This is a genomic window from bacterium (assembly GCA_030647555.1).
GTDB lineage: Bacteria > Patescibacteriota > Andersenbacteria > UBA10190 > CAIZMI01 > CAIZMI01.
In genome coordinates this window covers 39,952-55,468 of record JAUSJG010000008.1, presented here as the reverse complement: position 1 = coordinate 55,468, position 15,517 = coordinate 39,952, and the positions used below count along the sequence as shown (strand labels likewise).

15 protein-coding genes are annotated in these 15,517 nt (G+C 42.2%); 9 read left to right on the top strand and 6 right to left on the bottom strand.

All coding sequences use genetic code 11. The annotated features are described in order from the left end of the window. Positions 1–30: 30 nt before the first annotated feature. Entirely contained in the window at positions 31–891 is an 861-nt protein-coding gene (locus Q7S57_02390) for an acylneuraminate cytidylyltransferase family protein (GenBank protein ID MDO8512095.1), read from the bottom strand. A 664-nt stretch (positions 892–1,555) separates the two neighbouring features. Between Q7S57_02390 and Q7S57_02385 the strand changes: the two genes are divergently transcribed. Genes Q7S57_02385 through Q7S57_02375 form a run of 3 tightly spaced genes read left to right on the top strand, consistent with a single transcriptional unit; the run spans position 1,556 to position 3,230 of the window. Continuing rightward, positions 1,556–1,747, top strand: coding sequence for a hypothetical protein (locus Q7S57_02385; protein ID MDO8512094.1), 192 nt, complete (start codon positions 1,556–1,558; stop codon positions 1,745–1,747). A 5-nt stretch (positions 1,748–1,752) separates the two neighbouring features. Continuing rightward, a complete protein-coding gene (locus Q7S57_02380; GenBank protein MDO8512093.1) occupies positions 1,753–2,232 on the top strand; it encodes a hypothetical protein in 480 nt (159 codons plus the stop codon). 53 nt (positions 2,233–2,285) lie between these two features. Then, positions 2,286–3,230 (top strand): aldo/keto reductase, encoded by a 945-nt coding sequence (locus Q7S57_02375; protein ID MDO8512092.1) that lies wholly within the window; start codon positions 2,286–2,288, stop codon positions 3,228–3,230. Positions 3,231–3,538: 308 nt separating this feature from the next. Here Q7S57_02375 and Q7S57_02370 read toward each other — a convergent pair whose 3' ends face one another. The 4 genes from Q7S57_02370 to Q7S57_02355 form a co-directional block, all read right to left on the bottom strand. After that, positions 3,539–4,345, bottom strand: a complete 807-nt coding sequence (locus tag Q7S57_02370) for an SDR family oxidoreductase (GenBank protein ID MDO8512091.1) — start codon at positions 4,343–4,345, stop codon at positions 3,539–3,541. A 78-nt stretch (positions 4,346–4,423) separates the two neighbouring features. Beyond that, on the bottom strand, positions 4,424–5,215 hold the full coding sequence (locus Q7S57_02365; protein MDO8512090.1) for a class I SAM-dependent methyltransferase: 792 nt from the start codon (positions 5,213–5,215) through the stop codon (positions 4,424–4,426). 198 nt (positions 5,216–5,413) lie between these two features. Then, positions 5,414–7,294, bottom strand: a complete 1,881-nt coding sequence (locus Q7S57_02360; GenBank protein ID MDO8512089.1) for an N-acetylneuraminate synthase family protein — start codon at positions 7,292–7,294, stop codon at positions 5,414–5,416. Between the two features lie 178 nt (positions 7,295–7,472). After that, entirely contained in the window at positions 7,473–8,621 is a 1,149-nt protein-coding gene (locus tag Q7S57_02355) for a glycosyltransferase family 1 protein (protein ID MDO8512088.1), read from the bottom strand. Between the two features lie 112 nt (positions 8,622–8,733). On the opposite strand from Q7S57_02355, the gene Q7S57_02350 reads away from it, so the two are divergent. The 6 genes from Q7S57_02350 (at position 8,734) to Q7S57_02325 (ending at position 14,501) form a co-directional block, all read left to right on the top strand. Next, entirely contained in the window at positions 8,734–9,537 is an 804-nt protein-coding gene (locus tag Q7S57_02350; protein MDO8512087.1) for a class I SAM-dependent methyltransferase, read from the top strand. Further along, a complete protein-coding gene (locus Q7S57_02345; GenBank protein ID MDO8512086.1) occupies positions 9,534–10,562 on the top strand; it encodes a GDP-mannose 4,6-dehydratase in 1,029 nt (342 codons plus the stop codon). Before Q7S57_02350 ends, Q7S57_02345 begins: the two co-directional genes overlap by 4 nt. 244 nt (positions 10,563–10,806) lie before the next feature. Beyond that, the gene (locus Q7S57_02340; protein MDO8512085.1) at positions 10,807–11,472 is read left to right on the top strand and encodes a polysaccharide deacetylase family protein; all 666 of its coding nucleotides are present in this window, start codon (positions 10,807–10,809) and stop codon (positions 11,470–11,472) included. Then, entirely contained in the window at positions 11,469–12,284 is an 816-nt protein-coding gene (locus tag Q7S57_02335) for a glycosyltransferase family 2 protein (GenBank protein MDO8512084.1), read from the top strand. Before Q7S57_02340 ends, Q7S57_02335 begins: the two co-directional genes overlap by 4 nt. After that, the gene (locus Q7S57_02330) at positions 12,248–13,435 is read left to right on the top strand and encodes a glycosyltransferase family 4 protein (protein MDO8512083.1); all 1,188 of its coding nucleotides are present in this window, start codon (positions 12,248–12,250) and stop codon (positions 13,433–13,435) included. Before Q7S57_02335 ends, Q7S57_02330 begins: the two co-directional genes overlap by 37 nt. Next, on the top strand, positions 13,428–14,501 hold the full coding sequence (locus Q7S57_02325; GenBank protein MDO8512082.1) for a glycosyltransferase family 9 protein: 1,074 nt from the start codon (positions 13,428–13,430) through the stop codon (positions 14,499–14,501). The genes Q7S57_02330 and Q7S57_02325 overlap by 8 nt, the downstream gene beginning before the upstream one ends. Positions 14,502–14,694: 193 nt before the next feature. On the opposite strand, the gene Q7S57_02320 is transcribed toward Q7S57_02325, so the two are convergent. Next, complete coding sequence (locus Q7S57_02320) at positions 14,695–15,483, bottom strand: class I SAM-dependent methyltransferase (protein MDO8512081.1); 789 nt, start codon at positions 15,481–15,483, stop codon at positions 14,695–14,697. Positions 15,484–15,517: the final 34 nt, after the last annotated feature.

Sequence of the window (15,517 nt, the reverse complement as noted above, 5' to 3'; positions counted from 1 at the left end):
GGCAATAAACATTAAGCTAATGTGAAAATATCAGTAGTTCGACAAATTCTGCTTCTTTTCTAAAAGGTACTGTTTGTACAACTTTTCTGCCCGGATAAGATCTTTCTCACTGTCGATATCGGCAATCAAGCGTCCATCCAAAACATAGCCGTGCAAGTTCGGCCCAAAAACATTTTCATATTTCAGACACTCCGGACGTAATATAAATTTTCGACGGGTAATATCCACCTGGCCATCCTGCCAATATTGCGGATACATTTCAAAAACCCGCTGACGCGGCTGATCGGGACCATGCAGTTTTCGGTATTCGTCGTTTAAAATCGGACTCATCTGTCCGGCTTCACCAATTTTTTTATTCGCGTTTCCCGCGAATGTCCACATTTTATAAGTATGAACAGGAGTTTGCATCACACTTTTTATACCGTCCGCACCACTCTTCTGAACGTATTCAATCATTGCATCAACATCTTCCGAAAAACGCAACGGTGTAGTTGGTCGCAGATTAACGATATATTCCGGTTTCCATCCAAATTCCTGCTCCAACCATTGAACAGCGTGCGTATAAAAACCGGCGTCACCGCTTGTTGCCTGTGCGTATTCAGCCGGACGCGGTGCAACTAAAGCACCAAACTTCTTTGCTTCTCTGGCAATTTTTTTATCCTCCGTAGACACTACCACCGCATCAATCATTTTAGAGGTCATGGCCGTTTCAATCGCCCATTGTAATAAGGATTTTTTACCAAGCCTGGAGAGATTCTTGTACTTGATACTTTGTTGCCCACCACGCGCTGGAATCAGCGCGATTACATTTACTGGGTTACGTTTAGGGTTTGAATTCACGATCTTCATATTATTGGTGTATTCTCCTGATGTTAGTGATAAATAATTCATTTTTCTACCTGTTGTCCTTCATAATTCCACCCATTGCCCTTGACAAACCACTACCTGCCTGCTAGTATTCTTGTGTCTTTCAGTTAGTCGTAACTGAAAGGGTATCACATCCAAGGGTCGTCCTCCTCGCGGAGGACGGCTTTTTATTTAGAACGGTATTTAAGATCTCGCCCCCAAATATCAGCCGTAATTCCCAATACATCGTAATACCCGTTTCCTCCCGTCCTTAATTCCTGCGATATGTTGTTTTTTGAGGAATAAATATAAACCGAGTTGCTTTGAACAATTTGCTACTGTGCCATATAAACAATTTATGCCAAATCAGCCAAAAAATCAAAATGTCCGATTAGGTAACCCCTCACAGGTTAAGGAAAACGAAGAATCGTCGCACTCACTTCCGATGTGGGCCACGCTTGGCCTTCATCGGAAGTGGTAGAAGGTTTGCGTCAACGCGAACCGTCGTCCACATCGGAGGAAGTGCAAGCGTGCACCACCTTCAATGTGACCGCTACGGCTATTTCCTTAACCTGTGAGCGGTTACCGTCACGTAACTCCTCATGTAGACGGTTTCGGTAACACTATTTATTAGCTATAACGAGATATTGACCTAAAGAAATTAAGACCTATAATTAAGTAATGTTAACATATGTTAATATAAAAACTTATGAATAAGAATGTTATTAAAATAATTTTAATTGCCACTGATACTAAAAAGAGAAGCCTGGTTTTTATTGATGAAAACTTAAAAATTTATTCTTTAAAACACAAAGACCCACATAACAGTCCGCAACCGAACGATCGTGGCTTACAAATAGTCAACGAATTTTATAAATTAGCCCAAGATTGGTTAAAATAAAACAAATGAAATTATTTTACAAAATAACAATTATATCAGGTGCCACCATCATTTCAGTATTTTTACTGCTCGCTACTTTATTTGCTATATATATGACATACAAAATTCCATTTAATAATTATCACTTAAAGGTTTTTCAGAATAATTTTCGCCAGCAAATAGAATCGTTTCATCCAACTCAATCAAACCTGATAACAGAAGTGGCGGAAGTGGGAAATTGGGCAGATGGCACTTATTGTGAATTTATTGCAGGCGAGTTCCGCTCAAGCCCAATAGCAAAAGAAGAATTAGAAAAATTCTATCCATATGATTTTTTTACAGCAGGAGTTTATTTTCCTGATGGCAATGAACGTCTTGACAGTCCGTGGTATGAATTGAGAGAAAAATATTTGAAAAACTATAAACCGAAAGAAAGCGAAAACATATATTTTGTTTGGGCGTCTAACGATAACACTCCAGCAGACGGCGACATCCGTTGTGACTAAAACATACCCTATCAATTTGACTATTCCCTCACTCCTCGTAACATAAAATCCATATGACACTATTAAAAAAGAAATTAGGAAGTTCCGAACTCGAAGTCACTGTGCTTGGCTTAGGCACAGTCGAACTTGGTCTTGAGTATGGTATCGGCAAAAAAGAGGTACCATCCGAACAAACGGCTATTACAATCCTGAAGACAGCCATCGATGCGGGAATAAATTATATTGATACCGCGCGCGGTTATGGACTATCTGAAGAACGCATTGGCAAATCCGGTATTGGAAAAATTCCAGATATTGTGATCGGCACAAAGTGTGGCATGCCGTTAGAAAAAGGCATCGATCCACATGGTGACGAATTGAAACAACTAATTGTCGGCGATGTCGAAGAAAGTTTGAGAAAACTGCAAACCGATTCCCTGCAATTACTACAACTACATTACGCTACGGCCGAACAAATCGAACGCGGTGAAATCGCTGACATCCTCCGCGAATTAATTAATTCTGGAAAAGTTCAACACGTCGGCATTTCCACGCGCGGTGAAGAAGCACCCCTCGTAGCCATTAAAACTAATTTTTTTGAGACTCTGCAACTGGCCCACAGTGTTGTGGATCAGCGTATGGTGGCCAACGTGATGACAGAAGCGATGAAAAACGATGTGGGGATTATCAACCGATCTGTTTTGCTGAAAGGCTCACTTACACCAACGCGCCGAGAACAACTGCCGGAGCAACTTTCGGTATTAAAAGAAAATTCTCGTCAAGCCGAAAAAATTGCGACGGAGTTGGGAATGGATTTACCAACGCTTGCGATGCGCTTTGTAATTAGTAACCCCGCCGTTTCCACGGCCTTGATGGGCACAACAAAACCGGAACGTATTGCCGGAATGGTTGCCGCGGTTTCCGCAGGACCATTACCAGATGATGTTTTAGTTAAACTCCGAGAACTAGCAATCGAAGACCCAATGCAAGTAGATCCGGCCAAGTGGCCAAAAGTCTGAGGTCAGCCGCCCATCGGGGCGAGCCTCGCCCTGAAGGGCGGGAAATCGGGAATCGGCCGCCCATCGGGGCGAGCCTCGCCCTAAAGGGCGGGACGTCGGAACTCTGCACCGTTCACGGAACGGAGCAGGGTTGCTCCGTTCCGTGAACGGTCGCGGTTAATCCGTTTTCGCAAACAAAACTTCCAAAAATGAGCTTCAAAATAAAGCTCATTTTTTTATTTAAGTCAGTCGTATTTATTTTGGGCAATTCATGCCCGCCGGCCATAGCTTTAGCGACGGCTGGAATTGAACGTACACGACGACTATTATTAGTACGCCGAGAAACCGTGGTCTACGATCAGATTACACCCGTTCACACCAGTAGACGCATCCGACGCCAAGAAAACCAGTGGCGCACCAACCTCGTCTTGACCTACCATTTTTCCGTTTGGTACTTTGGCTCCATATTTTTTCATAAAGTCTTCGGTATTATCACGAAATACTCCACCCAAGGTTAACGTATTCGTGCGAATACCCTTTATTGCATAGGTTGTAGCCAGCCATTTTGTCAGCATCACTAACCCACCTTTTGAAATTGAATAATCAACTGGCTTTTGTTTTCCTTCCGGATAGATTTTTTGATCCGGGCCGTTGATACCATAGAGCGAGGAAATATTAATAATGTTTCCACTTCCTTGACCCATCATGTATTTGACAGAAGCTTGTGCCACCAATGTTGCGCCAAGCAAGTTTACTTCCAGACTCTTCCGGATAAACTCTTCCGGATAATTTTCGAACATCGTTTCATTTGAGAGGGACAAGGCATCAAATTTGGGATCCAGCCCGGCATTATTTACCACCACATCTAAGCTCCCAAATTTGGCGGTTACTGCCTCAATGGCTGCTGTAATTCCCGCCTTACTGGTCACATCCATCATTACGCCCATCGCTTGCCCACCGGTTTCAGTCGCTATCGCTTGCGCCGCCTTTTCAGCATCTTCCAATATTAAACCGGCCAAAACCACATTGCCACCAGCGTGAGCAACGGCCTTGCCAAATATTTTTCCCAAAAAACCGGCTCCGCCTGTAATTAATACCGTTTTCCCCTTAAGCGCGAATTTTTCAAAATCGTTCATGATAGTGATTTATGAATAATGGATGAGGATCTGGAACTTTAGGGTGTATCCTTAAAGTTGATACTTTAAAGATACACCCTAAAGTTTTTTTGCCACTACCACCATACCAGTCGACGCGATCCATGGCGAGATGGCATTTGCTACTTTTTTCATTAACTTACCTAGAACATTCAATTTATACGGCTCTTTACCTCGCAGAAAAGGATAATCCACATACAAACAATAATGACTATCTCTGTCTGGCAATTCATGTGGTTTTACTTCTAATACTTCAAAACCATTTTCGCTGAGCAGATTAAGAAAGTTTTCCTTATCAAAAAGATAATTACTAAACGTTGGCGTCAGCCCCTGCCACATCTTGATCATTCGCTCTATTTTTTTGAGTGGAATATAAATTATTTTTCTCAATATATTTGCAATCGGCACTTCCATAAAAAATACAGCATCTTTCTTTAGGACACGACTCACTTCTTTTAAAGCAACCGGGACTTTGTCTTTCACATATTCCAATGTTCCGATAGACAGTAGCCCATCCAGCGAACTATCGGTGTACGGAATCCCAGTCATCGTCGCCATTTTAAGTTTTAAATCAGGATCATATTCCATAAGCGCCCGAAGCGTACGTGCTGCAATATCAATACCCTCTACGTTGTAGCCCTGTTCTTTGAGGAAAATTATCCAGCCACCAATTCCACAGCCGGCATCCAAGTAGAGTTTTTCTTTAGAAAGATATTTTTCCATTAGTGGCCAAAATTCTTGTTTGGCGTATTCTTCACTACTTTTTCCCGCCGCATGTTCTTGCGCATAGCGATCCTCCCAGTAACGTGCCGGGTCAAAACCTTTGGGATAGAACTTTTCAAGTGCGTACATAGTTTTAGTATATAGTATTTAGTATATTGATTTATCAAACTTTAACCACGTAAGGCGACACTAGTGTTTTATATTCCCGAAACAGTAGAAAGCCAATCTCACAAAATAATTCCATATACAATATACCAAATACTATATACAAAGAATTTCTAGAGATTGCTTCGGGGTTGATACCCCTCGCAAAGACATACGTCTTAATCATCGCATATATCCCTTCAAGTGTGTTAGTGCCTGAAAGAATCCACGTCCATTGTGTAAATGACCCTGCCAAATTTCGGGCACCATTGTATTTTGATAGCCATCCATCACACCCATCAATTTCGCCCAATCAATTTCTCCCTTACCAACCTGAAGACCCTCTTCTCCTACGCCCGCGCCGTCTGAAATATGCATGTGACTAATATATGGTCGCAACTTTTTAATTTCTTCGTAAATATCAATATTATGCATGTTACAAGCCAACATTGAATGCGAGGTATCAAAGCACATCTTGAGACCGGTTTGATCCAAAATCTTTTTGATTTCATCGGCAAACATAAATATATTCGTTACATATTCACCACCAAAGATCCAATTCCGCGCCGGTAAATTTTCCGGCAGAATTTCCACTCCATCTCCTTTTAATCGGCCTATCATATCGATAAGGATTTGCACCAATTCTTGCGGTTTTTCATATGGCGCCAAAGTAACACCACCGGAGTGAAACACAAATTTGGGTTTACCTGTGAATTTTTCCGCCAGTTTTTTCGTTAAATCCAGACTCTTTTGCAAATTCTTCAGTGCCAGTTCCCGTTCTTCTTTGTTAACGGAAACCAAATTTAAGTAAGTACGATAGCTATACTCCGGCGCGTGAACAACTAGCTCTTGTTTGAAATTACCTTCAGGCAAGTTCATCTCCAAATCCTTGTCACTCAAATGAAATTCAAACAATTTTGGCTCGTATGGCAAGTATTTTTGGAAATCATGAAACCGCACGACAATGCCCCAGCGCCATTTAATATCCGTACTCTTAAAATCACGCATCAAATTATCGTCTTTCAAATCATCTTCCGTAATAAATTCACCGGCAAAAATATCGCGCTGGGCGACAATACCCACAACATCTTTTAGGCGCTGTGGTGATAAACCTTTGGCCGGACTTTTTATTTCCAACATCTCACGAGTAATCACAGTGCCATCGGGAATAAATTTTCCGACGATAATACTTTTTCCAAGAATCTCGCGGTTCATCATCTCGCCTTGTGACAAAACGCGTTCCGCTTTGCCCAGCGACATTTCAACTTCACGAATTCCTTGCACCATTTGCTTAAATTCTTCCGGCAACAAGCTGGCCTTATGATCCGTTCCTTCCAACGTTTTATCGGTAGTAAGATGACGCTCAATAATTGACGCCCCCATCGCCACTGCGCCCATCGCCACTGTAATGCCACGCTCGTGCCCGGAATAACCAACCGGCACTCCAAATTCACGCAGCTTTTCCATAAACTTCAAATTTATTTTATCGAACGGTGCCGGATACGTACTATTACAATGCAGTAACGCGAAATTCACTTTCTTTTCTTCCAATAGTTTTACCGTTTCCTTAATTTCATCGGTCGTACTCATTCCAGTCGACAAAACCATCGGTTTACCAAAATTCGCCACGTGCGACAGCAATTCCGAATTAGTTAAATCCGGTGACCCTATTTTATAAAACGGAATATCAAACAATTCTTCTAACTTATCCGCGCTCTTGATGTCCCAAGGATTAACCAAAAACATAATACCAATTTCTTTGGCATATTTTTCCAGTTCCTTAAATTGATCATCGCTCAACTCAAATTCCTTTAGCATAGGAATCAAAAATTGATATTTTTGCTCGGAATCGTTTGGATTGTCTAACACCTTTTTCTGATAAATTTCTTCCAGGTCGCGTTTTTGAAATTTCACCGCGTCCGCACCGGAAGCCTTCGCCGCGTCAATCAATTGTTTGGCACGCGCCAAACTACCATTATGATTCACACCAGCTTCGGCGATGATAAAACAGGGCTCGCCCGAACCGATGACACGATCTCCAATCGATAACTTTCTTTCACTCATCGTGTTTAATCATATTATATTACATCGTTATCGTCAAGATTTTTGTATATTGTATTTGGTATATAGTATATGGAAGTAGCAACAACATTCGTAAATTGTTTTTAACCTTAACTATATATATCATCTACACAACACTCGACGTTTGTTATTGATAAATCCATATACTATATACAAAATACTAAATACTCGCCGTCATTCTCCGATACACTTCCGCCGTCTTTTGCGCAATCCCCTCCCACGAAAACATCTTGCTTCTTTCCAATCCTTTGCGACTCAACTCCGCAGAATAATTCGTGTCCGTTAAAATCCTAGTAATTGACGTGGCAAAACCCTCAACGTCCGTCGGATCATGCAACAACCCCGCGTCCCCAACTACTTCCGGCAAACTAGTGGCATTGGAGCAAACAACCGGCGTTCCGCACGCCATCGCTTCTAATGGTGGGATCCCAAAACCTTCATAGAAAGACGGAAAAACGAAGACATCCGCTGATGCATACAATAAACGTAATTTTTCATCACCGACATTGCTAATGAAGCGCACAGCATCAGTTAGCCCCAGTTCGGCTAATTTATCTTGAAAATCGATACGACCCGCCATTAGACCAGGGTCACCCACTTTCACCAAATACGCGTTTGGCACCCGCGCTTTAACTTTCGTCAAAACCCCGGCCAGCAAATTCAAGTTTTTACGCGGATGATCCGACCCGACATACAAAATGATTTTCGCGTCTTTCGGTAAATTATTTTGCGCCAGCAGTTCATGATAGGCGATACTTTCTCGTACCCCTTCGATTGGTTTGAAATGTTCCCCAACCCCCAACGGGATAATGGTGATTTTTTCATCAGGTACGGCGTAGGCTTGCTGTAACATCTTTTTGGTATATTCCGAGATACAAATAATGTGTTTCGCCTTAGGAATTCCTTTGTATAGATATTGCGCAACGTATTTCCCAAATTTTTCTTGCGGTTCCAATAGTTCAATCAAATCATAAACAGTCAATAGAAAATCTTGCCGTGGAATAAACGACAACGTCTGATTTGTAATGTGCCAAAGGTCATAACCTTCTGTGGGTAATTGACGCGCCAGACGCCACCACTGAATCGGTTTCAACTGTAAAGGTTTTGGCAGATTGCTCACTTCCGCGATTTTTACATCATTTTTTAATAGTTCTCTTTTACTGGCATCGAGATAAAAGAAATCCGCCACGTATCCCCCATTATTCAAGGGGGGACTAAGGGGGGGGTTAATTCTGCTATAAATCTCTCGTGCCGGTTTCCCCATCCCTGCTTGTGGCGGCGCGTTTGTAATATAGGCAATTTTAGTCATGTATGCAGTATACAGTATTTTGTATGCAGTATGCGCTACTTTAGGGACAGTCCCTAAAGTAAAAAAGCCTTGTCGAACGAGGTGTTTTACCTGTATCCTATTATCATCACTTATGTACAGCTACTATAAATTACGCAAGTTTTATCAAGACGGAGTGCAGCCAACCGAAAACTGGGACCGCGAATATGAGGCGGATGGATTACAGAAAGACGACCCGGAAGAGTACCGCAAACAACTCTTCTACCCATTGGTCACAAAGTACTTAGAAAAGGGGAAACATTATTTGGATGCCGGTTGTGGCCTCGCGGCCTGGATTGCTTTTATGCGGGCACGCGGTTTTGACGTGGAAGGCGTGGATAATTCCAAAAAGGCCATCGCCTTAGCCAAACAAGCATATCCTGATTTACCGGTACAAACCGCTGATGTATTACACCTCCCCTTTGCGGACAATTCTTTTGACGGCTACATGGCGATCGGGGTTTGGGAATATGCGGAAGACAAGACAAAACAGGTTGCGGAAGAGGCAAAAAGAATTTTGAAAACAGGTGGTTATCTTTTTCTGGAAGTTCCTTATGGCAACCCGCTCCGTCGTTACACCTATTTTCCAATGAAGAGTCTGGAATACTTTGTTCGGGCCAAACTCATGAGCCAAAAAGCGGTATTTACCAGTCATGTTTTTCGTAAGGGCGATATTCGCGTCTTATTAGAAGGAATGGGCTTTGAAGTAATGGAAATCGATCCACACGACCTACCGGAACCGTCCAGTCATTATGGACTATGGGTGGATTGGCCGATATTGCGCGGTAAAGAACCGTACCGCCTGAACTGGTTTGGTGTCTTGATTAAAAAAATAATGAATTCTCTTTCTCCTTGGATGATTGCCACCGGAATCTTCTACGTCGCCAAAAAGAAATGAAGCTACTCATCACCGGCGGGTGCGGATTTATCGGCACCAATTTTGCCGATTATTTTTCCAAGAAAGGCTGGGAAGTAACCGTTCTGGATAATCTATCGCGTCGTGGGACCGATGAAAATTTAAAGTGGCTACAACAGACACATCCGGCAATTCGTTTTATTAAAGCCGATATGCGCACCGATAATAAAATTTTGGAGGAAGAAGTGCAAAAACACGACGCGGTTTTTCACTTGGCGGCACAAGTTGCCGTCACCACTTCGGTCGCCAATCCGCGCGAGGATTTTGAAATCAATGTCGTCGGCACACTGAATCTACTGGAAGCAATCCGCACCACAAAGGCCAATCCGGTATTAATTTACGCCTCTACCAATAAAGTTTACGGTGGCATGGAAGATATTGTGGTTATTGATGATGGCACGCGCTATAAATATCGCGACTTGCCGGAAGGAATCCGCGAAGACCGCCTATTAGATTTCCACTCACCATACGGTTGTTCCAAAGGCACGGCCGATCAGTATGTTCGCGACTATGCCCGCATCTACGGATTACGAACGATTGTTTTCCGTCAATCCTGCATTTATGGCCCACGTCAATATGGCGTGGAAGATCAGGGTTGGATCGCGTGGTTTACCATTGCCGCTTTGCTTCAAAAAAATATCACCATTTATGGCGATGGCAAACAAGTCCGCGACGTATTATATGTCGAAGATCTTGCCCGCGCCTATGAACTGGGCGTAGAAAATATCGGTAAAGTAAGTGGCCAAGTATTTAATATCGGCGGTGGGCCAGATAAGGCTTTGGCTATCAAGGAAATATTTCCAATGTTGGAAAAATTCCTCGGCCGTGAAATTCCGCTTAAAAGCAGTGACTGGCGCCCTGGTGATCAACCTGTCTATATCAGCAACATTGATAAAGCCAAAAATGTCTTGGGATGGGAACCAAAAGTTACACCTGTTGATGGGGTCACAAAACTTTTCGACTGGTGCAATAAGAATATCGAAGTGTTTAAGCGGATTGGATTCTGATTAGTATATTGTATTTGGTATATAGTATATGGAATTATTAACTACAAATTACCACCTTCTAAAATCGAATTTAGTAGCGCGCGTGAAAAATAAATTTACGACCAGATTCACGGTCTGAATTAACCACAACGAAAAATGAAGGCCCCTAAAATTAATATACTATATACCATATACTATATACAAACTACAGATTACTCCTTGGTTGATACACTCCGCAAAAACGAGACCATTCACAAATGACCACATGTTAAAACCTCGCGGTATAATTTCTTTCGTCTTCGATGATGGATATTCCGAAATTATGTCGGAGGCTTTGCCGCTTTTTGAAAAATATGGCTTCAGGGCAACAGTTGCCGTCCCCGTGAACGCAAAAAAAGTTGTTGTGCCTCCAAATACATCCGTTTTATCACTAGACACATGGAAAGATTATTGCGCCAAAAAGGGACACGAATTAGCGGCGCACGGCCTAAGCCACGTACCACTCCCTTCCCTTTCCGATGAGCAAATTCAAAAAGAATTAAAGGAGAGCAAAGAAAAAACTAATGCAACTACACTGATTTATCCGGGTGGCGCGTTCGACAAGCGCGTGAAAGAAATTTCCTCCCAATATTTTTCTGCTGCCCGCACAACGAAACGTGGTTGGGAAAATTTACCACCAAAAGATTTTTTTGCTCTAAACACTTTTAATGCATCAAGAAATAATTTTTCAGTTTTGAAATGGAATCTTTGGGCGCTAAAAGCTTATTGGGGTAATAAATGGCTAATTGAAACTTATCATCATGTTAATCAAGCAAACGAGCTTCATTCTGTACAACTTCATAGTCTCGAGTCGCACTTACGCTTTATCCGCCACCTTCCAGTTCGTTTTGCGACAATCGCGGAGGTTGCGTCAACATATCAAACAAAATGAAAACCCTGGCCGTAATTTGTATTGTAAAAAATGAAGAAAAATTTCTTGCAACTGCTCTTGCCAGTGTTAAGAATTTAGCCACAGAAATAATTGTTGTTGATAGTGGTAGCACCGACAATACCGTCAATATCGCCAAGCGTTTTACCGATAAAGTTTTTCAGCAAAATTGGCTTGGCTATGGTCCGCAAAAAAACTTTGCCGTCAGTAAAACCAATTGCGACTTTATTCTACAAATTGACGCGGATGAAGAAATAACATCGGAGCTAAACATCGAACTGCGCGCTATTTTAGAAACACCACAATTCAATTTCTACTGGCTAAGAATTATCACAGTTTTTCTCGGCCGTCCGCTAAAACATTTGGCCGGCAATAATTTAAGATTATTCAGTCGTGAACATGCGCGCTGGAACGACAGCTTGGTGCACGAACAAGTGGTGCGCAAAAGCGACAATACGCGCATCCAATTTGGCGCTCCGGATTCAGGCAGATCAAATAATTTCATTCTCCACCACAGCCACTATCAAACAATTGCGGGTTACAAAGAGCGCCAAGAAAAATATTCCAGCGCCGACGCGGAACAGATGCTTGGTATCGGCAAAGACCGTGCAGGCAAATCCGTTTCTGTTTCTCCGGCAAATCCGTTTTCAAGAATATATTTTTTACACGAACGCGCATTCAAGCAACTCATCAGAAAATTTATTCGTCAGCGCGGTATCCTGGACGGCTGGCAAGGTTGGCTTTGGTGTTTATTCAGCGCACAATATGAATACAAAATGTGCAGGAAATACTTGGCACTCCTAAAACAAAAATGAAAATAGTCCACACCCTCCTCCGTTATCCTCCCGCCACCGGCGGTGTTGAAGATTATACGAAAGAACTGGTAGAACGATTGCGCGCTGAAGGCGAAGACGTCTCGGTTGAGACCACCAATCTAAAAATGCACCATCCACCAACCCTGCTGGACCCACCTCCAATTGATCCGCCTTACATCCACCGCCACGACGCGCACACTTTCGATTCTGTCGGTTACCCCATTCCGATAAACTTAAAAGAAGATTTACAAACAATGGAAATGGATATTTTACACGCCCATGCGTTTTGGTATGCACCGGCGGACATTGCCGCACGCGTGGCCAAAAAAAGAAACATCCCTTTCGTTTTAAACACCTATTACTACAACACCGACAATCGCCGTTCAATGAAGTGGCAACTCTACAGAATACTTTATGGCAAAGCGACCGTCGCCGCGGCGGACGCCGTTGTTGTCATTTCTCCCTACGAACATGAAATGCTAAAAAAAGATGGCTTTATGTTAGACCGAGTGGAATTAATTCCGCCAGGAATTGAAGCCGAAACGTTTTCAACAAAAAAAAATAATCCATTTCCAGCATGGAATGTCACCGCCAAAAACATCTTACTTTTTGCGGGTCGCATCGCAAAGGCCAAGGGCGTCGATCTTCTCATTAGCGCTTTACCTCAAGTTATGAAACAAGTTCCCGATACGCATTTGGTAATTATCGGCGAAGATTTTGGCTTTCGAAAACAATGCGAAGAACAAGCAAAGGCCCTTGGTTTGGAAAAATTTATAACCTGGACAGGAAAAACCACCCGCGACCAACTCATCGGGGCATATCAAAATGCCAGTACTTTTGTTTTTCCTAGTCGCTTCGAAGCATTTGGAATTGTACTTTTGGAAGCCGGTGCGGCCGGTTGTCCTATTGTGGCGACAAATGGCAGCGCCATCCCCTACATCGTAAGAAACGAAAAAACTGGCTTGCTTTTTGAGCCTGAAAATGTTGCCGATTTAGCCTCAAAGACAATTACTATTCTTTCAAACGGAATTGTGGCAAAAGAAATGGCGGAAACGGCACGCTTACGCGCCCACACGGAATTCGCCTGGGATCAAAGTGTGGCAAAGCTCCGAAAACTTTATGCTGATTTGTTAAAACAGAAGCATGATTAATTATAAGACAACCGAACGACCGCACGTTCTTGTTATGGCAATGTCCGGTATCGGAAATTTACTCATGCAAACACCCTTAATAAAGAAACTAAAAGAGACAAATTCCACCGCAGAAATTTCGGTGATGGTGGCACCACGCGGAACAAAAGATGTATTACTACACAATAATAATATCAAAAATTTGTTTGTTGGATTCCCAAAACCATCATTAAGACAGCGCGTTGGAATGATTAAAACGATACAGCAAGGAAAATTTGATATTGGGATAGTTGCTTACCCTGGACAGTTGATCACTAGCAGTTCACTCCTTTCTTTTGGCATGATACCAACACGCATCGGCCATAAATACAATTATCATTTCTTGAAAAATAGTGGCCTCTTTCTTACAAAATCATTCGCACTGCAACAGATACACGACATTCAACAAAATCTAAACTTACTTCAAGGGCTTGATATTGATACCAGTTCCACAAATACCGAATATGATTTTCCACTTACTTCTGACGAGCAAAAAGGAGCTGAATATTTTCTTACACAAAACAATATCAATGAAACAAATTTGATTGGCCTTCACCCTGGAACAAACTCGGACATGATCTATAAGCGCTGGCCAACTGAACGCTGGGCACAATTGGCCGACCAATTGGCCGACCAATTTAAAGCCAAAATCTTAATTTTCGGTAGTGCGGATGAAGACCACTTAAAAACGGAAATTGCAAAAAACATGCGACATGAGCCATTCAATGTCACCCTCTCGCTACGCGAAACGACAGCACTAATGAGTATGTGTAGTTTGTTTGTCAGTAATGATTCCGGCTTAATGCACGTTGCCGTCTCCCAAAAAGTTTCAACATTTGGATTGTTCGGCCCAACCGACGAAACGCGCACTGCACCGTGGGGAAATTATGGACACGTGATTCGGGCTGAAGGTACAAAACCAACTTATGATGTTACAAAACTGCGTGAAATTAAAAAACTGCAAACCGCCGACGAAACATTATTTGCTTTAAATGTTAAGACGGTTTTTGAGGAAATCGTAAATAAAATCACGCTCATAAGCCAATAAATTAACTTGATAATTATCAATTTTCAATGGTCAATTATCAATTAATGACCAATTCTTAAATTATCAAAAGGCGACGTCGTCAATTGATAATTAAGTCGTTTGATAATTAATTGAAAATTGGGAATTGATCATTGAAAATTTTTTAAGAATAAATTTGTCTGTTCTTATTCAGTGCAAGTGTCCAAAAATATAATTACAACTCCGGAAGTTTACTCTCTTCCTCAAAAAGTGCTTCTTCGTAACCATCCAAATCGTCCGCCGATTCTTGCTTTAAATGAATATCATTATTTGTTTTGTCGTACAAATTTTTAAGAAAGATTTTCCCGTTTTGCACGTCACGTGCCGTGCCTTGAAATATCCTTGGTCCGATTTGTTTTACCAATTCACCCATATCCGAAATATGTTTTTTCTCTACAGGCTCTTTGACAGGGTTTCTCGTAGCAATCATTAGCCCACTTCCAAATGGCAAAATTGAGGACGAAAAATTATTATCACCACTCACCTCTCGCATAAAATCGCCCAACTCTTGTTCATGCGAAACCACATTATCGGCAATCAATAAACCATTGGGTGAAATTTTATTTTTTACACGTTCAAAGTAACCAAGATATTCCTGTTTGGTCGCGTCCAAAAAAACCATACCAAATGGTCCCGATAAACGATCCAATATCTTATACGCGCTCCCGGGAAGAACCGTGACTACGTCTTGTAGCCCGGCAGAAAAGATATTTTTTTGCGCGTTTTCCGCCATTCGACCGTTTCGCTCAATTGTAATAACTGAACCGCCAATATCCTTAACCGCAGACCCCAAAATAATCGAGGAGTACCCATTAGCCGTTCCCACTTCCACAACACGCTTTGGCCGAAGCAATTTAGCAAAAACATACAATAACTCCGCCGTCGGCCGACCAACGTTATAAAATAGACCACGTGTTTGATCCAAACCCTCAATTACTTCTCTAGCACGTTCCGGGAGTTGCATAAGGCTGAATGTAAAGAAAAGTCCTCGTTAAGGC